Annotated in this window: 18 protein-coding genes; 15 read left to right on the top strand and 3 right to left on the bottom strand. The window is 60.8% G+C overall.

The features are described from left to right. Positions 1-28 precede the first annotated feature (28 nt). Positions 29-2,500 carry a DNA polymerase III subunit gamma/tau gene (dnaX, locus tag GT495_RS03855; protein ID WP_161161556.1) on the top strand — a complete coding sequence of 824 codons (2,472 nt, stop codon included), beginning with the start codon at positions 29-31 and terminating at the stop codon, positions 2,498-2,500. A gap of 21 nt (positions 2,501-2,521) precedes the next feature. Here dnaX and GT495_RS03850 read toward each other — a convergent pair whose 3' ends face one another. Continuing rightward, positions 2,522-2,995 (bottom strand): hypothetical protein, encoded by a 474-nt coding sequence (locus tag GT495_RS03850; protein ID WP_161161555.1) that lies wholly within the window; start codon positions 2,993-2,995, stop codon positions 2,522-2,524. 184 nt (positions 2,996-3,179) lie between these two features. On the opposite strand from GT495_RS03850, the gene GT495_RS03845 reads away from it, so the two are divergent. The 7 genes from GT495_RS03845 (at position 3,180) to nifJ (ending at position 13,588) form a co-directional block, all read left to right on the top strand. Continuing rightward, entirely contained in the window at positions 3,180-4,586 is a 1,407-nt protein-coding gene (locus GT495_RS03845; RefSeq protein WP_192924128.1) for an ATP-binding protein, read from the top strand. 120 nt (positions 4,587-4,706) lie between these two features. Beyond that, positions 4,707-5,027 carry a YbaB/EbfC family nucleoid-associated protein gene (locus GT495_RS03840; protein ID WP_006235174.1) on the top strand — a complete coding sequence of 107 codons (321 nt, stop codon included), beginning with the start codon at positions 4,707-4,709 and terminating at the stop codon, positions 5,025-5,027. 13 nt (positions 5,028-5,040) lie between these two features. After that, positions 5,041-5,637: a recombination mediator RecR gene (gene recR / locus GT495_RS03835; protein WP_152076501.1), complete on the top strand. Its 597-nt coding sequence runs from the start codon at positions 5,041-5,043 to the stop codon at positions 5,635-5,637. 243 nt (positions 5,638-5,880) lie between these two features. Then, positions 5,881-6,789, top strand: a complete 909-nt coding sequence (locus tag GT495_RS03830; RefSeq protein WP_161161554.1) for a hypothetical protein — start codon at positions 5,881-5,883, stop codon at positions 6,787-6,789. Beyond that, the gene (locus GT495_RS03825; RefSeq protein ID WP_161161553.1) at positions 6,786-8,627 is read left to right on the top strand and encodes a hypothetical protein; all 1,842 of its coding nucleotides are present in this window, start codon (positions 6,786-6,788) and stop codon (positions 8,625-8,627) included. The genes GT495_RS03830 and GT495_RS03825 overlap by 4 nt, the downstream gene beginning before the upstream one ends. A gap of 3 nt (positions 8,628-8,630) precedes the next feature. Next, positions 8,631-9,569 carry an FHA domain-containing protein gene (locus GT495_RS10635; RefSeq protein WP_152074145.1) on the top strand — a complete coding sequence of 313 codons (939 nt, stop codon included), beginning with the start codon at positions 8,631-8,633 and terminating at the stop codon, positions 9,567-9,569. A gap of 479 nt (positions 9,570-10,048) precedes the next feature. Then, on the top strand, positions 10,049-13,588 hold the full coding sequence (gene nifJ, locus GT495_RS03815) for a pyruvate:ferredoxin (flavodoxin) oxidoreductase (RefSeq protein WP_161161552.1): 3,540 nt from the start codon (positions 10,049-10,051) through the stop codon (positions 13,586-13,588). A 177-nt stretch (positions 13,589-13,765) separates the two neighbouring features. On the opposite strand, the gene GT495_RS03810 is transcribed toward nifJ, so the two are convergent. Beyond that, complete coding sequence (locus tag GT495_RS03810) at positions 13,766-15,229, bottom strand: ATP-binding protein (RefSeq protein WP_161162675.1); 1,464 nt, start codon at positions 15,227-15,229, stop codon at positions 13,766-13,768. A gap of 588 nt (positions 15,230-15,817) precedes the next feature. On the opposite strand from GT495_RS03810, the gene arcC reads away from it, so the two are divergent. Continuing rightward, positions 15,818-16,780: a carbamate kinase gene (gene arcC, locus GT495_RS03805; protein WP_152074142.1), complete on the top strand. Its 963-nt coding sequence runs from the start codon at positions 15,818-15,820 to the stop codon at positions 16,778-16,780. Between the two features lie 294 nt (positions 16,781-17,074). Here the strand turns inward: arcC and GT495_RS10835 are convergent, their stop codons facing one another. Continuing rightward, a complete protein-coding gene (locus GT495_RS10835) occupies positions 17,075-17,905 on the bottom strand; it encodes a C39 family peptidase (RefSeq protein WP_240128085.1) in 831 nt (276 codons plus the stop codon). 564 nt (positions 17,906-18,469) lie between these two features. Between GT495_RS10835 and GT495_RS03795 the strand changes: the two genes are divergently transcribed. From GT495_RS03795 to GT495_RS03770, 6 genes are all read left to right on the top strand, one after another. Then, positions 18,470-19,921 (top strand): APC family permease, encoded by a 1,452-nt coding sequence (locus GT495_RS03795; protein ID WP_161161550.1) that lies wholly within the window; start codon positions 18,470-18,472, stop codon positions 19,919-19,921. Positions 19,922-20,052: 131 nt separating this feature from the next. Next, positions 20,053-21,330 carry an amidohydrolase family protein gene (locus GT495_RS03790; RefSeq protein ID WP_161161549.1) on the top strand — a complete coding sequence of 426 codons (1,278 nt, stop codon included), beginning with the start codon at positions 20,053-20,055 and terminating at the stop codon, positions 21,328-21,330. 117 nt (positions 21,331-21,447) lie between these two features. Beyond that, positions 21,448-22,833 (top strand): sensor histidine kinase, encoded by a 1,386-nt coding sequence (locus GT495_RS03785; RefSeq protein ID WP_370457583.1) that lies wholly within the window; start codon positions 21,448-21,450, stop codon positions 22,831-22,833. Between the two features lie 38 nt (positions 22,834-22,871). Beyond that, positions 22,872-23,606 (top strand): LytTR family DNA-binding domain-containing protein, encoded by a 735-nt coding sequence (locus tag GT495_RS03780; RefSeq protein ID WP_161161547.1) that lies wholly within the window; start codon positions 22,872-22,874, stop codon positions 23,604-23,606. Between the two features lie 92 nt (positions 23,607-23,698). Further along, entirely contained in the window at positions 23,699-24,643 is a 945-nt protein-coding gene (locus tag GT495_RS03775) for a zinc dependent phospholipase C family protein (protein ID WP_161161546.1), read from the top strand. Between the two features lie 101 nt (positions 24,644-24,744). Beyond that, the gene (locus GT495_RS03770; RefSeq protein ID WP_161161545.1) at positions 24,745-25,995 is read left to right on the top strand and encodes an MFS transporter; all 1,251 of its coding nucleotides are present in this window, start codon (positions 24,745-24,747) and stop codon (positions 25,993-25,995) included. Positions 25,996-26,085: the final 90 nt, after the last annotated feature.

The raw sequence follows: 26,085 nt of genomic DNA, 5'->3' as shown, positions 1-26,085 counted from the left end.
AAGACTCAGTATACCCGGGGGAGCACCCATGGAATCGTTGTACCGAAAGTATCGCCCGCTCACCTTCGACTCCGTGGTGGGCCAGCAGCATATCGTCTCGACGCTCGAGCACGCCATCACCGAGGGACGCCTGTCCCACGCCTACCTGTTCTGCGGACCGCGCGGCACGGGCAAGACCACCATGGCGCGCATTCTGGCCAAGGCGCTGCTGTGCCGCAATGCCGAGGCGGCGCGCGCCGAGGGTGCAAGCGGCTGCATGCCCGACGGTACTTGCGAGGAGTGCGAGCTCATCGCCGAGGGCAACCATCCGGATGTCTACGAGCTCGATGCCGCAAGCCGTACCGGCGTGGACAACGTGCGCGAGGAGATCATCAACTCCGTTAACTTTGCCCCGGTACGTGGCAAGTACAAGATCTATATCATCGACGAGGTCCACATGCTCACGACGGCGGCGTTCAACGCGCTGCTCAAGACGCTTGAGGAGCCGCCAGCGCACGTGATCTTTGTGCTGTGCACCACCGACCCGCAAAAGATTCTGGAGACCATCCTCTCGCGCTGCCAGCGCTTCGATTTCCACCGCATCGGTAACGAGGATATCGAGCATCGCCTGGCATACGTTTGCGAACAGGAGGGCTTCGATTACGACGACGAGGCGCTTGCCATCGTGGCACGCCATGCCAAGGGCGGCATGCGCGACGCGCTCTCCACGCTGGAGCAGCTGAGCGTCTTCGGCAACGGCACCGTGCATGCGGACGACGCCCGCTCGCTTTTGGGCGAGGTTTCGGACCAGATCCTGGGCGAGTTTTCCCGCGCCATTGCCGATCACGATGTTGCCGAGCTCTATGGACTGATCCGTGCGCAGGTCGAGGAAGGAAACGACCTGCTGGAGCTGACGCGCGACCTCGTGGCGCATGTGCGTGACGTGTACGTTGCCTGCGTTGCCGGTGCCCGTGCCGAGCTGTTTGAGGGCGGCTCCGAGCGGGCCGAGACGCTTGCTGCCGAGGCCGCTGCCTTTGGCGAGCATCCTGCCGATCGTTTGGCCCGTGTGCTGACGGTGCTCGACGATGCCGCCTTGGAGATGAGGGGTGCGAGCGACGTGCGCCTGGTGCTCGAAATCGCCTGCACCCGCCTGACGCGTCCCGAGGCCGATTTAACGATTGAAGCTTTGGCTGAGCGCGTGACTCGCTTGGAGGCCATGGTTGCCAACGCCGCCGTTCCGGCGAGCGTGGCTGCTGCTCAGGCCGCCGCGCCTGCGGCTGTTGCGGCTGCACCTGCGGAGACGCAACAGCCGACGCTGATATCGGGTGCCCGAGCTGCTACTTCTGCGGCGACCGCCGCCCCTGCTGCTGCGTCCGCGCATCAGGGCGGCATGCCTTGGGACCGCGGCACTGCTGTTCCGGCGGTCCAGCCTGCGCCCAGGTCCACGGCTCCGGCTCCCGCGTCCAAACCGGTAACGCCTGCACCTCAACCCGTTGCGGCTCCGGCTCCCGCGCCTGCTGCATCGACCGTGCCGGTGTCCAAGCCCAGCACTGCCGCTCAGGTTGCCGCCGCCGGTGCTGCCGAGACCCCCGCGGTCGAGGACGCCGGCGAGCTCCAGCGCAAATGGGTCGAGGTCGTCGAGCGTGTCAAGGCTCGTCAGGCTTCCTATGCAGGGCTTTTGCTTAACGCCCGCGCCACGGCCGACGATGGCTCCAGGCTCACGGTCTCGTTCCCCGCGGGCTCGACTTTTGCCATCAAGATGCTCGGTCGCGCCGACACGCAGTCGGTGGTCCTGCCGACAGTCAGTGCGGTCTTCGGTCGTCGCACCGTCGACTATGTCCTGGATGGGGGTGGCACGCCGGCTCCTCAACATGAGGAGCATTCTCCATCTGCACGGGCTGCGGTATCTGCGGACCCGCAACCCGTGTCCTCGGCGGCCCCTGTATCCTCGAGTGCCAGCGCGCCACAGCAGCAAGCGACGCCGGTGATGACACCGACCCCGTCGGCGCCTAAACCCGCCACGCTTAAGCCTGCTGCCCCGGCGTCCGCGCCCAAGCCTGTCGCGCCTGCGTCCAAGTCATCCGACCTGGGCAAGGCTCCATGGCTGCGCTCCGACAACCCTGCCGGCGCTCCTGCCACGGGCAAGCTCCCGACCGAGCCCGCACCCCGAGCGCCCGAGCGCGCGTCCGCTCCCAAGGCTCAGCCCGCCGCGCCGTCTGCGCCGTGGGAATCCGAGCAGGTTCCCTACGACGATGTCATGGTCGGCGGTTTTGCTGCCGATGCCGGCGGGGACGATCTGCCCCCGTTCGACGTGTCGGCCGCGGCGTCCGCGCCCAAGTCCTCTGCAACTGCCCCCAAAGAAGAGGATGCTCCTGCAGCTCCCTGGGAGTCCAACCCCGGCGCCGGCAGTCCCTTTGGCCATCAGGGTGCAGCCCCGAGTATCCCGCAGACCGAGGACGAGGCCAAAGCCCTCATCCGCAGTGTCTTCGGCCAGGCCACCATCTTCAAGCCGGTGGAGTAGCTGCGCAGGCGGGTATACTGCTCAAGAAGAGAACCCTTTGCCCGGGCGCATCTGTATTTCGGACATGTGTAGTGCGGTGCCACGTATGTCGCATTTGAGCAGACAGGTGCGTGACGGTCGGCCTAGGGTGCTGAGGTCGACACGATACGTCGCATGGCTGTCTGTGTACTCGACTTGCTCGGCGTTGACGGTTGCTCCGATTGCCGAATAGATGCCTGGCTCGGCATTGACAATCTTGGAGCCCTTTATCTTGACCTTGAACTCTTGGTAGAGGGACGGGCTGTTGTAGTAAACGGTTCGGGTTCCGTCGGCGTACTCATCGGTCGCTTCCCATTTGACGACGGGCTGGTCCGAGCTGGCTACCAGCAGTTCTGCTCCAAGAGCTATGGCATGGGTGATGACAACCAGCAATGCCCAGCCGACAAAGAGATAGAGAAACAAAAAAATTGCGGGGTGTTTTGAGCGGATGTTTTGCAGTGCGGCTGGGACATTCACGGGGGCACCTCCACATCATCATTTATGACAATCAAATTATACCCAGCCGCCATGCGTGCCGCCTCGAGCAGCGGCTCGGCATGTAGCCGTGCGGATATATTGTCTGATTCCGGTTCTACTGGATTGAGCTTAAGATATTATGCAAGTGTGAATTATTCGACCCTGCATAATTCGGGAGTGCATAATGTTTGTCGGGCGCGAAGCGGAGCTTGCAAAACTCGAATCCCTTTATGAGCAGCGTTCATTTCAGATGGCCGTTGTGTACGGTCGTCGACGCGTGGGAAAGACGACGCTGATCAACGAGTTCTGCCGCGGTAAACGGACGCTCTCGTTTACCGCTCTCGAGCAAAGCGATGCCGACAACCTTGCGGATTTCAATCGCGCTATCGCTAGCTTTTTCAATCTTCCCGCATCGCTTGGCGGATTCTCATCTTGGACTGACGCGCTGTCCTTTATCGCCGATCGAGCACGCGCCGAGCGATTTGTCTTTGTATTTGACGAGTTTCCCTATGCGGCGATGCGCAACGAGGCACTGCCCTCGATTTTCCAGGTCGCCATCGACCGGGCCTTCAGGGAAACGAACGCATTTCTCATTCTTTGCGGCAGCAATCAGGGTTTTATGGAAAGCAATGTGCTGGGACGCAAAAGCCCCCTGTTTGGCCGGCGCACGGCCCAAATCAAGGTGCGCGATCTTGGATTTAGAGATGCAGCCAAGATGCTTCCGGGCCTGAGCGCTCATGAGGCTTTTACATTCTACGGCTGTTTTGGCGGCGTCCCGTACTATCTGCAGCAGCTGGATTCGAGCATGGGACTCAAGGAGAATCTGGCCCGGCTTTACTTCGATCCCATGGGGTTTCTCTATGGCGAGCCCGAGGGCTTGATTCGTCAGGAGTTTCAGGAGCCGGCAATGTATAACTCGATTTTGCGGGCTGTGGCTGCCGGTGCAAACCGCGCAAAGCAGATCGCAGATCGCGCGGGCGTTGCCCAGACAACGCTGCCCCGCTATCTCAAGGCGCTGGAATCGGTGGGAATTATCGAAAAGGTCGTTCCGTTTGGCGAGAGCGTCGAAACCAGCAAGCGCGGAATCTACCGGCTTTCCGAGCCGTGCTATGCGTTTTGGTTTCGGTTCGTCATGCCATATTCGTCCGATATCGAGGCCGGTTTGGGCCGGGCAGTTGCCAACGCGCTTCCAGAAGAGCAGCTGAACGAATACCTGGGTCATCGGTTTGAGGCGTTGTGTGCCGAGTGGTTGGTTGAGCAGGCGAAACAGGGCAAGTTGCCAATTCCGGCAACGGCGGTGTCATCGTGGTGGGGAACGAATCCCGACAAACGGGCCCAGGATGATATCGATGTTTTAGCTGCCGATCGGGTGTCAAAGCGTTTGGTGATCGGGGAGTGCAAATACAGGGAATCGTTTGACGAGTCGGCAGAGATTGACGACCTCGAAAGCAAGCGAGGCGTGGTAAAAGGGTTCACCGCCTCTCATTTCATGCTGTTTTGCAAGCATGACGTGAGCGCCGCGACAAAAAAGAAGCTCGCCGCACGCGAAGATTGGCAAATCGTCACGCTCAAGGACATGTATATCGACTGAGGTAGCGTGACCGCCCCGCTCGCTTGCCCCGCGCCGTGGTACGATTTTTGAGTTTGAAAGACCCGCCGCGCTCCGGCTGCCCTTGCAGCTCGGCGTGCGGCCGCACGTAAAGGAGCCATCATGGCCGGTATGAACATGCAGCAGATGATGAAGCAGGCTCGCAAGATGCAGGAGCAGCTTGCCGCCGCGCAGGAGAACCTCAAGTCCCAGACCGTCGACGCCTCTGCCGGCGGCGGTATGGTCAAGGTGACCGTTAACGGCGAGATGGAGCTCGTCAACCTCACCATCGATCCCGATGCCCTCGACCCCGAGGACGTCGATATGCTGCAGGACATGATCATGGCTGCCGTCAACGAGGCCGTCCGCGGCGTCAACGAGCTCGCCAACAAGCAGATGGGCGCCATCACCGGTGGCCTCAACATCCCGGGCATGCCGTTCTAAGACACGCATATATATGAGTGCGAATCACAGTCTGCAAAAACTGCTCGATGAGCTGGGTCGTCTGCCGGGCATTGGTCCCAAGTCGGCCCAGCGCATCGCCTATTACCTGCTCGAGGCCGATGCCGAGGAGGCCCGCCGCTTGGCCGAGGCCATTCTGGAGGTCAAGCAGGAGGTCCACTTTTGCAGCCGTTGCTTTAACTACGCCACGGCCGACGAGTGCTCCATCTGCCAGGACCCCATGCGCGATACCACTCGCATTTGCGTGGTGGGCGAGCCGCGCGACGTCCAGGCAATCGAGCGCACGGGCAGCTACCATGGCCTGTACCATGTGCTGGGCGGCGTGATCAGCCCCATGGACAAGATCGGTCCCGAGCAGCTGCATATCCGCGAGCTGCTGGCGCGCCTGGGCCACGAGGACATCCACGAGGTCATTATCGCCACCAACCCCAACATTGAGGGTGAGACCACGGCGAGCTACCTTGCTCGCACCATCAAGCCATTGGGCGTTGGGGTATCGCGTCTTGCGAGCGGCCTTCCCGTGGGCGGCGATTTGGAGTATGCCGACGAGCTTACGCTTGGCCGCGCTATCGAGGCCCGCCGCGCGATCTAGGCGGCGTCAGCTCCGCGGCATGTCCCGTCGGCCTGCCGCACGGGGCGCTCATAATTGGGCGCGCGTTCATGCATTTGTTGTGCAACAAACCTGCTTTTCATTCGCTTATCGCGTGGATGGGTCCGCTCGTACCTCGTATTTGCCCATTCGTTGCGCAACCTCTTGGGTTCGCTGATACACTCAAATGTGGATATGAAAGAATGCGCCGCCTTTAAGCGGCGTGTTTTTGTTGGAGGAGAATGCATGCGGCCCGGGGGCACTCAGACAAAGCATGGCGCCGCGGTGCGCATGCGACGCCGGCTGGGCCTGGCGCCCCGGGCGTATGTGCTGCTGTCTTGCTCGCTCGTGCTGGTCATAGCCGGTGTTTCGGCTTATGGCATGACGGTGCCGTCCATGGTACAGGCGCATGCTGCGCGCGAGCTGCATATTGGGCGCAAGGCCAAAAGCGACTTGGGAACGACAACTGGATATGCGTGGGCGAGCGTGGTCTCGCATGTTGTGTTCGGTGGCGACGATGCGGACAGTCCCGAAACATCGGACAACGAGGTTACGCTGGCAAACGGGAAGACCATCATGCTCACCAACACCAAGGTCATCACGAAGCTTTCCAACAACAGCGTGGCTTCTGTCGTTAACAAGGCAGAGCAGCAGAAGGGGCAGGATACGCAGCAGGCGGGTAAGCCCGGCAGCTCGGATGGGTCCGGTTCTGGCGCCGGTTCGGCGGGCTCGGACGGCGGTCCCAGTTCGGGCTCCGCCTCTGGCGGTGAATCTTCGAGTGGTGGCTCGACGGACGGCGGTAACGGCGGCGACACGGGCTCGGGTGGCCTCTCGGCTGCCGAGGAGGAGAGTATCCACAGTTGGCTCGTGACCAAATACAACATGCTCGACAGCTATGTCGCCCGCGCCAATAGCGTGGTGTCGACCTATAACGCCACGGGCGACACCGGACCGTGCGACAGCCTGGTCAATGACATGTTTGTCATCCGTGCCGAGTTTGGCCGGCAGACGTTTCCTCCCCAGTCAACGTGGTATCGACAATTCGCCAACCTTTGGGGTTGCTACACAAACCTGTGTCAATGGGTCGGACATTACGGCGACGATAACGTCGCGCTCAACAACTTCAACACCAATGTGGCGGCGATCGCCCTATGACGAACGACCTCGCTTCTACGGCAGCCCAGTCGCTCAACCGTGATCCCATGGTGGGCCTGCGCCTGGCACGCGTCGACGGGTTCGAGCCGGCCGTCGCCCTGGGCACGGACGAGCTTCCCGCCTACCTACGCCGTTTTACGATGCTGTTTGCCGACGACGCCACCATGCGCCGCGGCGGCATCGGCCGCGTGACGCGTGCCGTTAACGTGCAGGGCGAGGCCGTGGCGCTCAAGCGGCTCATCTTGCCAACGCGCGACGAATTTGATGACGATGTCGCCCACGAGGCGCTGGTCACCAAGTTCAAGGCGGCGTTTCGCGAAGAATATGAATGCCATCGTGCCCTTTCGGGCCTTAAGGGCTTTCCCCGCTTATACGGGTGGGGCGAGGTCGACGGCGTGCCCGCGATTGTCATGGAGTGGGTCGAGGGCGAGACGCTCGCTCGCCTGCGTTCGCGCCTTGCTGTGGACGATGCCGGGCGTCTATCGCCGCTCGTGGCGGCGCGCCTGGGTCGCGACCTGTTCGATCTGCTCTGCCGCATGGGCTTGGTAGGCGAGGGGTTCGTCCATCGCGATATCTCGCCCGCTAATATTATGGTGCGCACGGCGCGCCTGCCGCTCGACCGACAACTTGCCGAAGGCACCTTCGACCTGTGCTTGATCGACTTTGGCTCGTCGCTGGCGCTCGAGCCCGCCTCTGCGGTGGCCGGTACCGGCGGCAAGGCGTCGTTTACCGAGCGCTATGCCACATTGCGCCGCGCGACGGTGGCCTACGCCCCGCCCGAGATGCTCACCGACGATATCCCCGACCTGCGCATGCTTCGCATGTCGCCGGCGATCGATGTCTATGCAGCGGCGAGTACGGTCTACGAGCTCATCGCCGGTGTCGCGCCGTACGAAGTGGCGCCGGGTGCGTCGGGTACTTCGGGCTCGCGCAAAAAGACGCGCGATATCGCCAGCCCTTATCGCCTCAAGATGGATACGCTGCCCGATTATCCCGTCGGCGCCCACGCGCCCGGCTGCGATCTGACGCAACTGCTGCGGCGCGAGCCCGATGTGGCACTTGCCGCGGCCGAGCAGGCCCAACAGCTGGGGCTCGATCCAAATTCCGAGGATCTGCGCGATGCGCTGGCGTTTGTCGACGCCCAGCTGTTCGATGTGGTGATGGCCTGCCTGTCCTGCCATCAGGAAGATCGTCCCGAGCCGGCTGCGGTGGAGGCGGCGCTCTCGGCATTTTGCGACCACTATGCGCAAAATGTCGCCCGCTCGCTTCGCGCCGAGCCGCTCATGCCGTGCCCGATGGAGGTATCGGGGCACACAACCCGGCGTACGGTGATGGTTGGTGCGACGGCGGTATGCGGCGTGCTTTGGGCTGCGGTCGTGGTATCAGCGGCGCTGTTGGCGTCGGGCGCCCATGTGACGCTCGTCGTGGGACCGCTTATATGGTCCGGGAAGCTGCCGGCCATGATCGCCGCGCTGGTGTTGGCGCCGCCGGGCATGGTGGGCATCGCCGCCGGGGCCTTGGCGCGCGACCGCCGTGCGGGATTCCTGCAGGGCGTGTTGGCCCTTTCCGCCTGCGAGGTTCCGGCTCTGGCCGCACTCGCATGTGCCGTGTTTTCCCAGCATGCCGTGGCGGGTGGCCTGGTGGCCGCCATAATTGCAACCTATGCGCTCACGTGGTTTTTGCTGGCGATGGGGTTTGCCTTTGAGCTTCCCGTCGCGTCAGCACGACGTGCGAAAATTCCCATGGCAACGCCGCTTGCCGGCGGAGCCGCGGCTGCCCGCGCCTTTGGCGGGCCGGCCGAAGTACTCGACACTATCTCTGCGACCAAGGAGGGCTAAGCCATGGCTTCTCAGGCCGAGCTCACCCCGTGCGGGGCAATGTTTGACATCTTTAAGCGCGCAGCGCACCTGAGCCATATCGAACTGTGCGGCCTGGTGCTCTCGAGCCGCCCGCTCGCCGACGGCCGTAGTCCGCAGAGCCGTGCCGCCGATCGCTCCTGGGTTTCGCGCTTTATCGTGCGCGCGCCTGTCGGCACGCTGCAGGAACGTTATTTTGCCGATTACGGCACCTCGGCCGCGCGCATTATGTCGCAGCTGGCCCTGCGCCGTCGCAATCCCATGGACGCCGCGGCCGTGACCAATATGGTGTGCGGCCCCGCTGGCGAGCCCATGGTGCGGGCACTCGGGGAATGCCATCAGGACACGAATCTCTATCGCAATGCGCTCGAGCGCCTGTCGCAGGCGGCTGAGCTTATGCCCGCCGAGCGCGCCGAGACCATCCTGGTGCTGTTTGTCGCCGTGGGTTGCTCGGCAGATGTCCGCTCGTCGGTGACCTATGCCATCGACTACGCTCATGCGACCTGTGGCGGCGCCACGTCGACGCCGCGCTCGCTGAGCACATCTTCGGTTGCGGGCGAACGCGAGGTCGCGCCGGCGCATCCGCTGGGACTGCTGCGCGTGCAAAACGGCTACGTGGTGAGCGCCCCGCGCTGGATTCAGCCGAGTGAGGAAGGCGTCGAGATCGGCGCGCTGGCAACGGGGGAGGGCGACATCACCGACGTCGGCGACGACGTCTCGGCCCGCCATGCCCATATCTGGTGCGACGAGTCTGGCGCATGGTTTGTCGAGGACCTGTCGTCCACGAACGGCACCGTGGTGGTAAACGGGGCCACGAGTGTGTGTATTCAAGTAGAGCCCGGCCGCTCCGCCCAGCTCAACCCCAGCGACGAGCTCAAACTCGGCGAATCCACCACCTACGCCATCCTCCTCGGCGCCCTCTAACTCATCTCCTCAATGAGTTGCGGTGAAATAGTTCCTGATGAGGCCCTTGAGGCGGGCATCCAAGAACTATTTCACCGCAACTGCTGCGTCGTCCCCGGGGATTGCGTTCGCTGACATCGGCCGTGTGATAGTCACCCGGGGTAAACCTTTACCGCCCACCTATATTTGCCGAAATTACACTTGACGGCGGGGTACAATGAACCCGCATGCGGATTTCCGTTGCGGGCGCTTCCCATCGCCGGGGCGTGCCCGGGAGCATCCGGCATGCGGCCTTTGCGGCGCTCGGTCATGTGCAAGACGGGTGGCTGGGCCTGTGGAGCGCGTGCAGCCCTCCTTGCCTCGGCATGCCTTCTCTCCACGCCATGTACCTGCTGCTGAGTCCGCCTGCCAGATGATTGGAAGTAACAACGAAAATCCCATCTCGCCAACATCCCGGCGATCGCCGGGGCCTGTATACCTATATGAGAGGAGAGGGGTATATGGCGCGTAAGTTTAAGTCTATGGACGGCAACGAGGCGGCCGCATATGTTTCGTATGCGTACACCGAGGTAGCGGGAATCTATCCCATTACGCCGTCCAGCCCGATGGCCGACCATGTCGACCAGTGGGCGGCCCAGGGTCGCAAGAACATCTTCGGCACCCCGGTCAAGGTCGTCGAGATGGAGTCCGAGGCAGGTGCAGCCGGTACCGTTCACGGTTCGCTGGGCGCCGGTGCTCTGACCACCACCTACACGGCTTCTCAGGGTCTGCTCCTGATGATCCCGAACATGTACAAGATCGCGGGCGAGCAGCTCCCGGGCGTTTTCCACGTCTCCGCGCGTTGCGTCGCTTCGCACGCCCTGAACATCTTTGGCGATCACTCCGACGTCATGGCCTGCCGTCAGACCGGCTTCGCCATGCTCGCCGAGGGCAACGTCCAGGAGGTCATGGACCTCTCGCCGGTGGCTCACCTTGCCGCCATCGAGGGCAAGACCCCGTTCCTTAACTTCTTCGATGGCTTCCGCACCAGCCACGAGATCCAGAAGGTCGCCATGTGGGACTACAAGGATCTTGCCGAGATGTGCGACATGGACGCCGTCCAGGCTTTCCGCGACCACGCGCTCAACCCTGAGCACCCGCATACCCGCGGCAGCCACGAGAACGGCGACATCTTCTTCCAGAACCGCGAGGCCTGCAACAAGGTCTACGACGAGCTTCCCGCCGTCGTCGAGGGCTACATGAAGAAGATCAACGAGAAGCTCGGCACCGATTACGGCCTGTTCAACTACTACGGCGCTCCCGATGCTGATCGCGTCGTCGTGTGCATGGGCTCCTTCTGCGACGTGCTCGAGGAAGTCATCGACTACCTCAACGCTCACGGCGAGAAGGTCGGCCTGGTCAAGGTTCGCCTGTTCCGTCCGTTCTCCATCAAGCACTTTGTCGACGTTCTCCCCGAGACCGTCCAGAAGATCGCCGTCATGGACCGCACCAAGGAGCCGGGTTCCATCGGCGAGCCGCTCTACCAGGACGTCGTCTCCGCTCTCTACGAGGCCGGCAAGACGGGCATCAAGGTCGTCGGCGGCCGTTACGGCCTGGGCAGCAAGGATACGCCTCCCGCGTCCGCGTTCGCTGTCTTCGAGGAGCTTAAGAAGGATGAGCCCAAGCGCGAGTTCACCATCGGCATTGTCGATGACGTGACCAACCTGAGCCTGCCCGAGGCCGAGGATGCGCCCAACACCGCCGCCCCCGGCACCATCGAGTGCAAGTTCTGGGGTCTGGGTGGCGACGGTACCGTCGGCGCCAACAAGAACTCGATCAAGATCATCGGCGACCACACCGACAAGTACGTCCAGGCCTACTTCCAGTACGACTCCAAGAAGACCGGCGGCGTCACCGTTTCGCACCTGCGCTTTGGTGATTCCCCGATCCGTTCGCCGTACTACGTGACCAAGGCCGACTTTGTCGCCTGCCACAATCCCAGCTACATCGTCAAGGGCTTCAAGATGGTCCGCGACGTCAAGCCGGGCGGCACCTTCCTGGTCAACTGCCAGTGGAGCGACGAGGAGTTCGCCGAGCACATGCCCGCCGTGGCCAAGCGCTACATCGCGAACAACAACGTCAACGTCTACCTGATCGATGCTATCGACCTGGCTGCCAAGGTCGGCATGGGCAAGCGCACCAACACGGTGCTCCAGTCCGCCTTCTTCGCACTGGCCAAGGTTCTGCCCGCCGAGGACGCCCTGCAGTACATGAAGGACGCGGCCACCAAGTCCTACATGAAGAAGGGCCAGGCCATCGTCGACGCCAACCACAAGGCCATCGATGCCGGCGCTACCGCCTTCCGTAAGTTCGAGGTTCCGGCCGACTGGGCAACCGCCGAGGATGCCGCTCCCGTCGAGCTCTCCGACGAGACCAAGTCCGCCATCGCCCAGCAGGTCAAGAACCTGCTCGAGCCCATCGATCGCATGGATGGCGACAGCCTGCCTGTTTCCGCCTTCGTCGGTTGCGCCGACGGCCAGTTTGAGCTGGGCGCCTCCGCATACGAGAAGCGCGGCGTCGCCGTCGTCGTTCCCCACTGGGACGAGACCAAGTGCATCCAGTGCAACCAGTGCGCCTATGTGTGCCCGCATGCCACCATCCGTCCGTTCGCGATGACCGAGGCCGAGGCTGCCGCCGCGCCCGAGGCTACCCGCATGCTCGACGCTATGGGCCCCAAGGCCAAGGGCATGAAGTTCGCTATCGTCGTGTCCCCGCTCGACTGCATGGGCTGCACCAACTGCGCCAAGGTCTGCCCCAAGGGTGCCCTCGAGATGGTTCCCGCCGAGCAGGAGATTGACCAGCAGCCCATTTGGGACTACATGGTCGAGAACGTCCCCGAGAAGAAGGAACTCATCGCAGCCAACGTCAAGGGCAGCCAGTTTAAGCAGCCCTACCTGGAGTTCTCGGGCTCCTGCGCCGGCTGTGCCGAGACCGCCTATGCACGTTTGGTGACCCAGGTCGCCGGCGACCGCATGTTCATTTCCAACGCCACCGGCTGCTCCTCCATTTGGGGCAACCCCGCTGCCACCGCTCCTTACTGCAAGGACAAGGACGGTCACGGCCCGGCGTGGAACAACTCCCTGTTCGAGGACAATGCCGAGCACGGTCTGGGCATGGCCGTCGGCTATGAGGCCGTTCAGCACAAGCTGATTGCCGCTACCCAGGACATCATCGCTGCCGATGGTCCGTCTGATGAGATCAAGGCTGCCGGCCAGGCTTGGCTCGACTCCATCAACGATGTCGAGGCCTCCAAGGCCGCTGCCGCCGCCTACGTTGCCGAGCTCGAGAAGTGCGGCTGCGAGGCTTCCAAGGCAATCCTCGCCGACAAGGCTTACCTCACCAAGAAGTCCTTCTGGATCTTCGGCGGCGACGGCTGGGCCTACGACATCGGCTTCGGTGGCCTGGACCACGTCCTGGCTTCCGGCCACAACGTCAACGTCTTCGTCTTCGACACCGAGGTCTACTCCAACACCGGCGGTCAGGCCTCCAAGGCCTCGAACCTGGGCCAGGTCGCTCAGTTCGCCGCTGCCGGTAAGGTGACCAAGAAGAAGTCCCTGGCCGAGATCGCCATGAGCTACGGCTACGTCTACGTGGCGCAGGTCGCCATGGGCGCCAACCCGGCTCAGACCCTCAAGGCCATTCACGAGGCCGAGGCCTACGACGGCCCGTCCCTCATCATCGGCTACAGCCCCTGCGAGATGCACTCCATCAAGAAGGGTGGCATGCAGAACTGCCAGGCCGAGATGAAGAAAGCTGTCGAGTGCGGTTACTGGAACCTCTTCCGCTTCAACCCCGAGGCTGCTGCCGGCAAGAAGTTCTCGCTCGATTCCAAGGAGCCCGCGGGCGGTTATCAGGAGTTCCTGATGAACGAGGCCCGTTACGCTTCGCTGACGCGTTCCTTCCCCGAGCGCGCCGAGGAGCTCTTCAAGGAGAACGAGCAGGCCGCTATGGACCGCTACGCTCACCTGCTGAAGCTCAAGACGGTGTACAACGAGGCCTAGGTCTCCCACCGCAGGATCTGAGGGCTGACCTTCGCGGACGTCCTTGGACATGAAGGAACCCCCGCTGCGCACTACGTGCGGCGGGGGTTCTTTTGTCCCGGTCGCTGTTTCGCGACTTTGCCGCGAAAGGCGCGTTACTTTGGGCGTGGAAGGGACTGGATTGTGGATTTGGATGATCTAGAGAGATATGGGCGCAAACGAGAAATCGTTGTCGGGGTCGTCCTTTTCCATAAACTCATCGAGACAGAATGTCATATAAATTGGGACGTACAGGACCTTGCCCTCTTTGCTAAGGTTCTCGCGGCTTAACACAACGGCCTCGGGAATTTTGTACTCGCTCACACTCATCAGACGGTCGAGGGCCGCATGCGCTCGAACCTTCTTGCCCGATTTGACCTCGATCGGGACAACATGCCCGCTGGTGCCCTCGACCACAAAGTCAACTTCGCCGACTTCGCGTGCCTGGTAGTACCACGCATCCACCCCAAGGGCAACAAGCTCCTGCGCGACCACGTTCTCGTAGAGGCCGCCGAGGTTGGGGGTTTTCATATCAAGATAGACGGCGCGTGCCGTGCTGCCGGGATATCGCGATGCGAGCATTCCTGTATCAGACTCGTATAGTTTAAAAGCTGTCGCTTTCTCCGTCCTCTTGAGAGGACTCCGTGCCTCCGTCACCTGGGGAACCATCAATCCAACGCCCGCGTTCACCAGCCATAGGAAATCCCGCTCGTATTTTTGAAGACGAGCCCCCTCTCCCAGAGAAGAAACAACAAAGCGATGAGACTCCGCCTCAAGTTGAACCGGAATTTGCTCGAAAATCGAGCGAACGTTAAACGCTCGAGTCGATGCATATTTAGAGATATCACTTTTGTACTGATCGACTAGCTGAATTTGAAGCTCACGCGTTCTCACGAGCGAATAACCCGAATCGATATAGTTCTGAACGACCTCCGGCATGCCGCCGCAAACGATATAGGCTCTAAAGTTCTTGAGCATCGCCTCATGAATATAGTTTTCGACAGGATGCTTCTCGACAAGGCAGCTGCGAATACCGGCAAGCACATTCTCGCTGACGCTGTTTGCCCAACAAAACTCTTCAAAATCCATCGGCCGCATAACAATGTGCTCGACATACCCTACCGGAAAAGAAGAGATTCCCTTAAACTCGGTCCCAAGCATAGACCCCGAGAAGACATAGCTAAAGCGCCCGTCCTCGACCAATGCCTTCATAAGCGTGACAATCTGCGGATACTCCTGAATCTCATCGACAAAGATAAGGGTATCTCCCTCAACAAGCGGTACGTCTGCAAGAAGGGCCACACGGTTGATAAAGTCAATGGCGTTCTTGGCGCCAGCAAGTACATCCTTTGCCTCGGTATCGAGCAGCAAATTGACCTCATAATACGATGCGTAGTTGTCTTTTCCAAACGTGCGGATCGCATAGCTCTTGCCAATCTGACGCGCACCGGTAACAAGCAACGCCTTATTAGAGTTATTCTTCCAGCTCAAAAGCCTGTCAGTGACCTTACGACGTAGCATCAAAACCCCAAATGACAAAAACTGACAAATAGATTTGCCCCTAATCATACAAAAATTGGCAGATAGATTTGACCAAATCATACAAAAATTGGCAGATAGCAAAGCTTCCTTCGGTCTCAAAGCCGCCGAACCGGCACAGTACTTTACGAAAAGGCATGCGGCACTGTTGCTGAGGGTGGCCAAGTCGGCAGTGTCGCCGTTGACGTTCTCGGTTGCCTAGGCGCGCAGGAGCGAAAGGGCGTCAGCGGCGTTCAAGCAGTACCCGACGGTAAAGTTCCATACTGCGAACTCACAGTCGTTTGCCGAAGGGTGAGACGCGATTGATTATTCCCTAAGTTGGATGAAAAACGCCATGTTTTTGCAGGGGTGCATACTCGACTTGTAAATGCATAGAATCTCGTATAGTGCGAGTAAGATTTTGCGCTTTCTGTTTTGTGTTTAGCAAAGATATAGTTTGCATAATCCAGCTTAATCCTCGCTCCATTTAAATAAAGTCGCACGTAAATGGCGTAAGCATATCTGAGCTGGGGTTCTGTACGCTGAGCGGATAAAAACGACCGTTCACCGCTCAACTATTTTCAAAATGAATAAAATGAGCGATAAAGAGAATATAAACCTTAATAAACTCGCGTATCGCACGGACGCGGGTTATTAATGGGTTGTAGGCCTTTTACAGAAAGGATTCCAGCAATGTCTAAGCCTCTTGGCAAGCCCGATCGTATTGTCGTCGCCCTTGGCGGCAACGCCCTCGGCAACAACCCCGTCGAGCAGATCGAGGCCGTGAGTAACACCGCCCACGCTCTCCTTGGTCTTATCGAGCAGGGCAACGAGATCATCATCACCCACGGCAACGGCCCGCAGGTCGGCATGATCCAGAACGCCTTCGCCGCTGCCCATGACGCCATCGGCACCCCCGAGATGCCGCTGCCCGAGTGCGGCGCCATGTCCCAGGGCTACATCGGCTATCACCTGCAGCAGGGCATTGGCCGCGAGATGCACAAGCGCTATAAGCGTTGGCACGCCGCAACCGTCGTCACCCAGATCGAGTGCGACCCGGACGATCCTGCGTTCAAGAACCCGACCAAGCCGATCGGCCCCTTCTACACCGAGGAGCAGGCCCGCGAGTTCATGGCCGAGGATCCTTCCAAGGTCTTCGTCGAGGATTCCGGTCGCGGCTGGCGTCGCGTCGTCGCTTCCCCCGATCCCAAGAAGATCGTCGAGGCTGACTCCATCCTCAACCTGCTCGATAACGAGTTCATCGTCATCGCCTGCGGTGGCGGCGGCATCCCCGTCGTCCGCGACTATGAGAACAAGGGTTGCTACAAGGGTGTTCCCGCCGTCATCGACAAGGACCTGGGCGGCGAGCTGCTGGCCGAGGACTGCGACGCCGACGTTCTGTTCCTGTTGACCGCCGTCGAGCATGTCGCCATCAACTTCGGCAAGCCCGACCAGGAGGAGCTCGAGGACCTCACCGCCGACGAGGCCGAGCGCCTGGCCGACGAGGGCCAGTTCGGCAAGGGTTCCATGGAGCCCAAGGTCCGCGCTGCCATCAAGTTCGCCCGTTCGCGCAAGGGCCGCACCTGCATCATCGGCGCCCTGGACAAGGCTGCCGAGACCATGGCTGGCCTCTCCGGTACCCGCATCCACGAGTAGTCCCTACTCTGTTGCCTCTCTCGTGGGCGCCAAGCAAAGCGCCCACAAACTAGCCTCTCTTCATGAGCCCCGCGGTCCGCTCCGACTGCGGGGCTTTTGTTTCAACCCGGCACTTGGGAATCCGGCACTTGGGGATGTTCCTTTCCTGCCGGCAGCCTAGGGCTGGTCATTGGGGACAGACTTAAATGAGTGGTCCCGATCAACTGCGGAAAGCGCATCCCACAATGAGTGTCCAAAGCGGGGCACAGTTTCCCAGGTACTCATTTAAGTCTGTCCCCAATGAGTGCCCAATGACTAGTAGTAGGCCCACATGGCTTCGACTTCGTTAAGGACCTCTACGACGCCCCAGCGGCGGGCGCTGCGGCTGGCCGAGTTGGGATCGAAGACTTCAATCTGGTCGGCGTCGTCAATACCGTAAAGCACAATGTAGTGGCCCACGTTGGTAAAGGTGCCCGGTCGAACGGCGGCGATGACGGGCGCTCCCGAACGCAGCGCCTGAGTCATCGAGTCGCGATCGTCATGGAGCTCCGTTCCGTTAAGTCCCAACTGCCACGCGCCGCTCGTCATGAACGACCATTCGGTTGCACCGGTGGGGGCGTAATTGCCCGCCTCGGAAAGCGCGCACATATCGACGGGGGTCATATCGGTGCGTCCCGTCTTAAAGATATAGACCATGGTGAGGCACGTGGGCCCACAGGCATTTTGGCGGATGGTGCCGCCGGCGTAAGGCAGCTCCGACCACGCAGGGTCGATCTGATAGATATGGGGCATCGTTCCGGCTTGCCATTGCGAGCGCGGGGTCGAAAAGGCGAAAGAATAACCGGGCGCGACGGGGGCCTTGAGCAGCTTTTCCTCGGCGGTGGGCTCGAGACCGGCCGAGCCGTGGGACATACAGGAGCTCATAAGCACAAAGACCAGACAGGCGAGGATAGAGCACAGTGCGAGGCAAAGTCGACGAGCCGGCGGGGCGGGGGCATTCACGTACGATGTCGGGCGGTAAGGCTTGCCGTCGCGTCCGCCTTGGGGATGCGAAAAGAAGCGGCTGATATGGATGCCGGGCTGACGTGCGCCGTTGTGGCTCAGTTGCGGAACCTCGGCCTGACGCTGTCGAGTGCGCGCGCCCAAGCGGCGATCTTGCTGTGTGCTTGTGTCCGTGCTCGGACGGCCACTCTGCCGTGTTCTGCTTGTCTGCTGCCGAGACGAAGTCCTGGGTTGCTCTTGAGGGCGTTGCGGATTGCTGCTCGTGGCACTTCTAGGCGTCGGCGTGGTGCGGCCAGCAAGGCGAACGCTTTGTCGCCGTTGATCGCCGTCGTTGTATCCGTATGCCATTCGTACCGCCTTGTCTCATGTATAGCCTGTCTATCCTACAAAAAAGATGTGTAACAAATGGGTCTGCGCGTCAAAAGCTCGGTAAACGGTACGAAAGGCGCAAAACACACGGCCTCAAAAACATCTCTATATGCGTCCGATGAGCGTGCGCCCGTCGGGCGGGCGGCAACAATGAGCGGCAAACCGTGCCGTTCGTCCCAAAAACGGCGCCGCTCGTTTTGCAGTTCTGCCTTCGGTCGAGCCATGGGCGGCCATGCTGCGCCAAGGCCGTATTGTAAAGTCACGAATTATAAGTGTGCGGTCAGACAGACTGTACAAGGGGCGACGCCAAGGGGCGTCAAAAAGGAAAGGAGGGGAACAATGGCGGACAAGAACACAGAAGTTGCAATTGAGGATAACGGCGGCATGAAGAAAACGCTTTCGCTTTGGAACTTCTTCACCATCGGTTTCGGTGCCATCATCGGCACCGGTTGGGTTCTGCAGGTCGGCGACTGGATGGTCGTGGGCGGCGGTCCCGTTCCCGCTATGATCGCATTCCTCTTGGGTGCAATCTTCCTCGTGCCCGTCGGAGCTGTTTTCGGTGAGCTCACGGCTGCCATCCCCATCTCGGGCGGCATCGTCGAGTATGTCGACCGTAGCTTTGGCCGTACGCTGAGCTACATCACCGGATGGCTTTTGGCCCTGGGCAACGGCATCCTGTGCCCGTGGGAGGCCATCGCCATTTCGACCCTCGTGTCCGAGATGTTCGGCAGCCTGCCCGGCCTTGAGTGGCTACGCGCCGTCAAGCTCTACACCATCCTGGGGGCCGACGTTTACCTGTTCCCGACGCTGATCGCGCTCGGCTTTGCAGTCTACGTCATCTTCCTCAACTTCCGCGGTGCCAGCTCGGCCGCCAAGCTCCAGGCCTTCCTGACCAAGGCTCTGCTCTGCGGCATGCTGCTCGCCATGGGCGTCTCGCTGTTCACCGGCTCGCCGGACAATGCCATGCCCGTGTTCTCCCAGGTCGCTGGCGCCGGCGGCGGCAAGGCCGCTACCGAGAGCACCAGCCTGTTCGCCGGCATCGTGTCGGTCCTGGTTCTGACCCCGTTCTTCTACGCCGGTTTCGATACCATTCCTCAGCAGGCTGAGGAAGCGGCCGAGGGCCTCAACTGGAACAAGTTCGGCAAGATCATCTCCCTGGCCCTGCTGGCCGCCGGCGGCTTCTACATGGTCTGTATCTATTCGTTCGGCACCATCCTCGACTGGCATGAGTTTGTTAAGAGCCCGGTTCCTGCGCTTGCCTGCCTCAAGGGCATCAACATGCTCCTGTACCTGGCCATGCTCGTCATCGCCACGCTTGGACCGATGGGCCCGATGAACTCCTTCTATGGCGCTACGAGCCGCATCATGCTCGCCATGGGCCGCAAGGGTCAGCTGCCCGAGAAGTTCGCCGAGGTCGACCCCAAGTCCGGCGCTCCCAAGCTCGCCTGCGTCGTTCTGGGCGTCATCACCGTCATCGGTCCGTTCCTGGGCAAGAACATGCTCATCCCCCTGACCAACGTGTCGGCTCTCGCCTTTATCTTCTCCTGCGGCATGGTCGCCCTCGCCTGCCTGCGTATGCGCTTCACCGAGCCCGACCTGCCTCGTCCCTACGAGGTGCCCGGCGGCAAGTTTGGCATCGGCCTCGCTATCGCTGCCTGCGCCATCATCATCGGCCTGCTCGTGATCCCGTTCTCTCCCGCCTCCCTCAACATGGTGGAGTGGAGCATCGTGATCGGCTGGTTGGCTATTGGCCTGGCCCTCATGGCGTTCACCAATTCCCGCAAAAAGTAACGCCTAGCCGGGGCGGATCGGGTGCGCGGGACCCTCCCCTCCGCGCACCGAACCCGGCATCACTTGGGTAGCTTTGTGAGGCTTTAACCCAACACGGCCTCGCCCACTATATGGATCCATAAGGAGGAACCATGTCCACTCAGTATGCAATCGTTGGCGGCAAGCTCATCGACGGTACCGGTGCCGAGCCGGTCGAGAACTCCCTCGTTCTCGTCGACGACAACGGCAAGATCGAGTACGCCGGCACTATGCAGGACCTTCCCGAGGGTGTTGAGGTTATCGACGCCGCCGGCAAGACCGTCCTTCCCGGCCTGATCGACACCCACCTGCACTTCTCGGGCAACCTGACCGACGATGACACCGACTGGGTCATGCAGCCGCTCCTCGAGAAGCAGGCAGTCGCCGTCAAGCAGGCCTACGACTGCCTCACCCACGGCCTCACGACCGTCTGCGAGATTGGCCGCTTTGGTATCCAGATCCGTGACTGCATCGACAAGGGCGTTTTTAAGGGTCCGCGCGTTCTGGCCACCGGCCTCGGCTTCTGCCGCGTTGCCGGTCACGGTGACTCCCACCACTGCACCCAGGAGCTCAACAAGGAATCCCATCCCTGGGGCGACCAGGTCGACGGTCCTTGGGATCTTCGCAAGGCCGTCCGTCGCCGCCTGCGCGAGAACCCCGATGCCATCAAGATCTGGGCTACCGGTGGCGGCATCTGGCGCTGGGACTCCGGTCGCGACCAGCACTACTGCTCCGAGGAGATCCAGGCCGTGGTCGAAGAGGCAAAGATGGTCGGTATCCCCGTGTGGAGCCACTGCTACAACAACCACGCCGCTGCCTACGATTCCGTCCGCTTTGGCTGCGAGCAGCTGATCCACGGCTTCGATATCGATGAGCGCACCATGGACCTCATGGCCGAGCAGGGCACCTTCTTTACCCCGACAATCGCCTTCCTGCCCACCTGGTACGCCACCTATCCACCCGTCTACGTCCCCGAGCTGCACGACAAGTACGAGGGCACCCTGGTCGAGAAGGAGCTGCAGCGCAATTACGACTGCCTGCGCGAGGCCAAGAAGCGCGGCGTCGTCATGACGATCGGCTCCGACTCCTTCTCCTTCGTCACCCCGTACGGCACCTGCTCCATCGAGGAGATGTACGAGTTCGTCGACAAGATCGGCTTCACCCCGGTCGAGACCATTACCTGCGCTACCCTCAACGGTGCCAAGATGTGCCACATCGAGGACGAGACCGGTTCCATCGAGGCCGGCAAGTGCGCCGACCTGCTGGTCGTCAACGGTGACGTCGCCGCCGACATCCACGTGCTCAACACCGACAACATGGACGTCATCATGAAGGACGGCTGGATCGTCGAGGCTGGCACCTTTGGCGAGGCCAACAAATACAGCGCCTAAGATACCGTTTGTCGATGGCTGGATGTAAAACACAGTTTTTGATTGCATAATGCAATGGAGAGGGTCGCTTGCGGCCCTCTTTATTGCTATCGGTGCCACGGACAAGAGGGGATGACGGTGGATTTAAACAGGCTGATTCTGGGCAAGAGCTACAACTCTACCAAGGTCTTTCGTACGGCCCAGCATGTGGTCCAGGCCATCCTGCTCGGTATTGTCGTTCCGGCGCTTATCCTGCTGCTTATCTGGGATTTAACCGATAATCCCAATCCCGTTCCAGGCGTTGTCGTTATTGCCGGCCTGGTCATGCTGTGCTTCTTCTTCTCGTATGTCTTTGTGGTCCCCGACGACCTTACATCGAGCGCAACCGACCGTACGCTCGCCATCGCATCAAAGATATTCGCCTACACGTCGCGCGGCCTTACGCCCGAAGCGGCCCTGGGCGCCTCCAAAATCATCCTGTCCGAGACCATTGCCTCTGCCATCTGCTTTACCGACGGCAAGCAGGTGCTGGCAAGCTGGGGCGAGGACTCGGCAAAATGCCCTGCCGGCACCCCGGTCGTGCTCAAGACCACGCTCAACGTGATCGAGACCGGCGAACAGAGCGTGTTTTCGCGTGACGCCTCCTATGAGACGGGCGGCTATTTTCCCCGTTTGCGTGCCGGCATTGTCGCGCCGCTTACCGTACGCGGGCATTGCGTGGGTACGCTCGAGCTGTACTATCCCCGCCTGAGCAGCATCGATATGCGCCAGACGGCGTTGGCCTCGGGCTTTGCCGATCTCATTTCCACGCAGCTTGCCAGCTTTGAGCTCGAGCGCCAGGACGAGCTCACGGCCCGCGTTGAGCTTCGCGCCCTGCAGTCGCAGGTCGATCCGCATTTTCTATTCAATACCATTAGCACGATCGTGTCGCTCGTTCGAACCGAGCCCGACAAGGCACGATCGTTGCTGATCGACTTTTCCAACTACTATCGTCAGACGCTTTCTGACTCCGATACGCTCACCACGCTCAAGCACGAGGTGGAACAGGGCACTCGTTATATCAATCTTATGCAGGCCCGGTATGGCGACGGCCGTCTGCGCGTTTCGGTCGATATCGACTTTGAGGTGCGCGACAGCCTGGTACCGCCGTTTATCTTGCAGCCGTTGCTCGAAAACTGCATCAAGCATGCGCAGCGCGAGACCGAGCCGCTTTCTATTCGTGTTAGGGCTTTTGAGACCGATGACGGCTTGGAGATCATCGTCGAAGATGACGGTATCGGGATGAGCGAAGAAGTCTGCGCGCATCTGTTTGAGCAGCATTGCCGAGAGGAACCCGAGAGCATTACCGCCGACGGCTCCGTCAAGCGAGGTTGCGGCCTGGCGCTCTTCAACGTGCTTCAGCGCATCCATTTCTTTTACGGAGAAGATTCTGGCATGCGCGTGAAGTCCCAGGAGGGCGTGGGAACGCAGGTCATCGTTGAGCTGAACGGCGAGCCGCATGAGCCGGCGCCGCTAACGGTGTAGCATGCGGTTGGATTGAGAGAAAAAGAGGGGAAGCGCATATGTCCGAGGGCTGGAACATCTTGGTGGTTGATGACGAGCCTCCCATTAGGGCTGAGCTACGCTATCTGTTGGAACAGGATACGCGTGTGGGTCAGATTGCCGAGGCGGGCAATGTCACCGAAGCCGTGGAGTTGATTCTGTCGAACAAGCCCGACGTGCTGTTTTTAGACATAACCATGCCCGGTCGCTCGGGAATTGAGCTTGCCGAGACGCTGCAGAACCTAAAGACGCCGCCGGTCGTGGTGTTTGTGACGGCATTTGCCGAGTATGCGGCCGATGCCTATAACCTCGATGCGGTCGATTACGTCGTCAAACCGGTGGAGGATGCCCGCCTGTCAAAGGCACTCGACAAGATCGAGACTGCCCTGGGTGCTCGTCGTGTCGTCCATGCTCCGCGCCAGCCTTTGCGCCTGACGGTGGATCGCGGGGGCAAAAGGGTGTTCATTCCCGTGGCGGATGTCTGCTACTTTGAGGCGCGCGCCGATTTTTGCAACGCCGTCTGCGCCGAGGGAACATACCTGATCAATGAGTCGATTTCCTCGCTCGAGCGGCGCCTGGCCTCCGAGGGCTTTATCCGCGTCCATCGCAGCTATCTGGTTAATTTGGAAGACGTGCATAATGTCGAGATCGGCTCCACGGGCCTGATGGAGCTCAGGCTCGACCGTGTGAGCTCGACGGTGCCCGTTTCACGCCGTCGCGCTGCCGAGGTTAAAGCGCACCTGGGACTTGCGTAGTCGGCCTGCATGCCATCGTTTACCACCGCAGGTTTGGTATGACCGTGCGGTGGGCATAATGGGTGGCATCGAATGAAATCGAAAGGATCATTATGCCCGCGCTCATTACGCATCATCTGTTTGGCGAGGAAAGCATCGACCGTCTTCCGCAGGGCGTTATCACGTCCGACGAGGAGCGCATCGCCTTTATCCTGGGAAACCAAGGCCCCGACCCGTTCTTCTTCCACATACTCACGCCGCGCATTTCCGACTGTACGTCGCTTGCTCAGGTCATGCACCGCTCGCGCATGTCGCGCCAGTTCTCGTGTCTGCGCGACGGCGTGTCGCACCTGCAGCCGCGCGACGCCAATCTGGGTCGCGCCTTTGCGCTGGGCCTGCTGTCGCACTATGTGCTCGATCGCAATGCCCACCCCTTTGTCTACGAGCAGCAGTTTGGCATTGTTGATTCCGACCCCGAGCTCGAGGCTTCGGGCAGCCAAGTCCATGCCGTGCTCGAAAGCGACCTGGACGTGCTGATGCTGCAGCTCAAGCGCGATGGGGCCACGGTTGAGGATTATCCGCCGGCGGGCGAGATCGTCACTACCGACCGCATCAATCGCGTTGCCGGCGTGCTGATGAGCTACGTCGCCGGGCGCGTGTACGGTATCGACATCCCGGCGGGGGAGTACGCCGGCGCCGTCTCGGACATGCAGATGCTCTACCGCACTATCGAGCCGGCCGGTTCGGCCAAGGCGCGCGCGATTGCCCTGCTCGAGGGCTTGGTGCACGATTATTCGCTGCTCGACGGCCTTGCGCACCGCGTGACGACCGGGCTGCCCGAGCGTACCGGCAACCTGGGCCACTTGGCATGGAAGAACCCCTTTACCGATGAAGTCTCGACCGAGAGCTTCCCCGAGGTCTTTGACCGCGCGCTGCTCGATTACGAGTGCACGGTTGCCCGCTTTATCGAGACCGGCGATATGGAAGCCGTGACCAACCACGTTAATTACAGCGGCCGCGTGCTTGGCGCCGACGAAGAGTTCGACCGCGAGGAGTAGGGATCGTGCGTGCTCCTTTGCCGAATCCTTATCGGCGCCTCTGGACAATTGGAGTACGATGAACTAACTGCATATCGGGCGAATACGAAGGGGCCCTGTCCATGAAATACACCAAGCTCGAGCGTAACTGGGTTATGTACGATGTGGGCAACTCGGCCCTCGTGCTGCTCAATACCTCGGTGGTGCCCATCTACTTCAATGCCATCAATACCGGCGCTTCTTCGGCCGACCTGGTGGTTGCCTGGGGCAACGCGCAGACGATCGCCTCGTTGGTCATTGCCATGCTCATGCCCGTTCTGGGTGCACTTGCCGACTACGCCGGCAACAAGATCAAGTTCTTCATGGGCTTTTTCCTTACGGGCCTCGTGCTTTGCTTTGCGCAGGCCATCCCCATGTCCGCGATGGCGTTTTTGACCGTCTACGTGCTGTGCACCATCGGCCTCAACTCGTCCATGACGTTCTACGACGCCATGCTGCCCGACATCACTACCGACGAGCGTATGGATGCTGTGTCGAGCTCGGGCTTCGCCTGGGGCTATATCGGCTCCACCGTTCCGTTCATCGTCTGCCTGGCGCTCATTATGGGTGGTCCCGCCCTCGGCATCCCCACCATGCTGGCGACGCGCCTGTCGTTTATCATCACCGGTGCCTGGTGGCTCATCTTTACCTTGCCACTCATCCGCACCTATAAGCAAAAGTACGGTCGCGAGCGTGGTTCCCAGGACAGTCTCGGTCACATTGTGGGTGGTGTGTTCTCCGAGGTCAGGCATACCATGCGCGAGATCGCCAGCAACAAGACCATCCTTCTGTATATGATCGCGTTCTTCTTCTACATCGATGGCGTCCATACGGTCATCTCCATGGCAACCAGCTACGGCTCGGCTTTGGGCATCGATTCGACCCAGCTGGTGCTGGCACTGCTCGTCACGCAGTTCGTCGCTTTCCCGTCCGCCATCATCTACGGTAAGCTCGCCGGTCGCGTGGGCACACTCAACATGATCATGGTGGCCGTCGCCGCCTACATGGGCATCGTGCTCTTTGCCGCGTTTTTCCTCAAGACTGCCTTTGAGTTCTGGGTGCTCGCCATTTTGGTTGGCTTGTTCCAGGGTGGCGTGCAGGCGCTCAGCCGCAGCTATTTTGGCCGCATCATCCCCAAGGAAAAGTCAAACGAGTACTACGGCTTCTTTGATATCTTTGGCCGCTACGCAAGCGTGATGGGCACCTTCCTGGTGTCGGTCGTCACCTCGCTGACCGGCAACCCGTCGCTGGGTGTCCTTTCCATCGGTGTGCTGCTGGTGCTTGGCTTTGTGCTGCTGGTCCGTCTGTCCCGCATGGCTCAGACGGCGGCGTAAGGCAACCGGGCTCAGTACAGCAATTGTGCCTATCTGCAGTACTCTTTTGGAAGTAGCCGCATAAATCATTCTGACTCCCGAACAATGTTT

Source organism: Collinsella sp. BIOML-A6, from assembly GCF_009875845.1.
GTDB classification, from domain to species: domain Bacteria; phylum Actinomycetota; class Coriobacteriia; order Coriobacteriales; family Coriobacteriaceae; genus Collinsella; species Collinsella aerofaciens_H.
The sequence above is the reverse complement of the archived record's forward strand: the minus strand, read 5'-3'. Positions and strand labels throughout refer to the sequence as shown.

What these genes read in the sequence shown, in the direction of transcription:
- dnaX (WP_161161556.1), top strand. Translation starts at nt 29, where the DNA reads ATGGAATCGTTGTACCGAAAGTATCGCCCGCTCACCTTCGACTCCGTG.
- recR (WP_152076501.1), top strand. Translation starts at nt 5,041, where the DNA reads ATGAGTGCGAATCACAGTCTGCAAAAACTGCTCGATGAGCTGGGTCGT.
- GT495_RS03775 (WP_161161546.1), top strand. Translation starts at nt 23,699, where the DNA reads ATGCCCGCGCTCATTACGCATCATCTGTTTGGCGAGGAAAGCATCGAC.
- GT495_RS03845 (WP_192924128.1), top strand. Translation starts at nt 3,180, where the DNA reads ATGTTTGTCGGGCGCGAAGCGGAGCTTGCAAAACTCGAATCCCTTTAT.
- GT495_RS03770 (WP_161161545.1), top strand. Translation starts at nt 24,745, where the DNA reads ATGAAATACACCAAGCTCGAGCGTAACTGGGTTATGTACGATGTGGGC.
- GT495_RS03840 (WP_006235174.1), top strand. Translation starts at nt 4,707, where the DNA reads ATGGCCGGTATGAACATGCAGCAGATGATGAAGCAGGCTCGCAAGATG.
- GT495_RS03790 (WP_161161549.1), top strand. Translation starts at nt 20,053, where the DNA reads ATGTCCACTCAGTATGCAATCGTTGGCGGCAAGCTCATCGACGGTACC.
- GT495_RS03830 (WP_161161554.1), top strand. Translation starts at nt 5,881, where the DNA reads ATGCGGCCCGGGGGCACTCAGACAAAGCATGGCGCCGCGGTGCGCATG.
- GT495_RS03780 (WP_161161547.1), top strand. Translation starts at nt 22,872, where the DNA reads ATGTCCGAGGGCTGGAACATCTTGGTGGTTGATGACGAGCCTCCCATT.
- arcC (WP_152074142.1), top strand. Translation starts at nt 15,818, where the DNA reads ATGTCTAAGCCTCTTGGCAAGCCCGATCGTATTGTCGTCGCCCTTGGC.
- GT495_RS03795 (WP_161161550.1), top strand. Translation starts at nt 18,470, where the DNA reads ATGGCGGACAAGAACACAGAAGTTGCAATTGAGGATAACGGCGGCATG.
- nifJ (WP_161161552.1), top strand. Translation starts at nt 10,049, where the DNA reads ATGGCGCGTAAGTTTAAGTCTATGGACGGCAACGAGGCGGCCGCATAT.
- GT495_RS10635 (WP_152074145.1), top strand. Translation starts at nt 8,631, where the DNA reads ATGGCTTCTCAGGCCGAGCTCACCCCGTGCGGGGCAATGTTTGACATC.
- GT495_RS03825 (WP_161161553.1), top strand. Translation starts at nt 6,786, where the DNA reads ATGACGAACGACCTCGCTTCTACGGCAGCCCAGTCGCTCAACCGTGAT.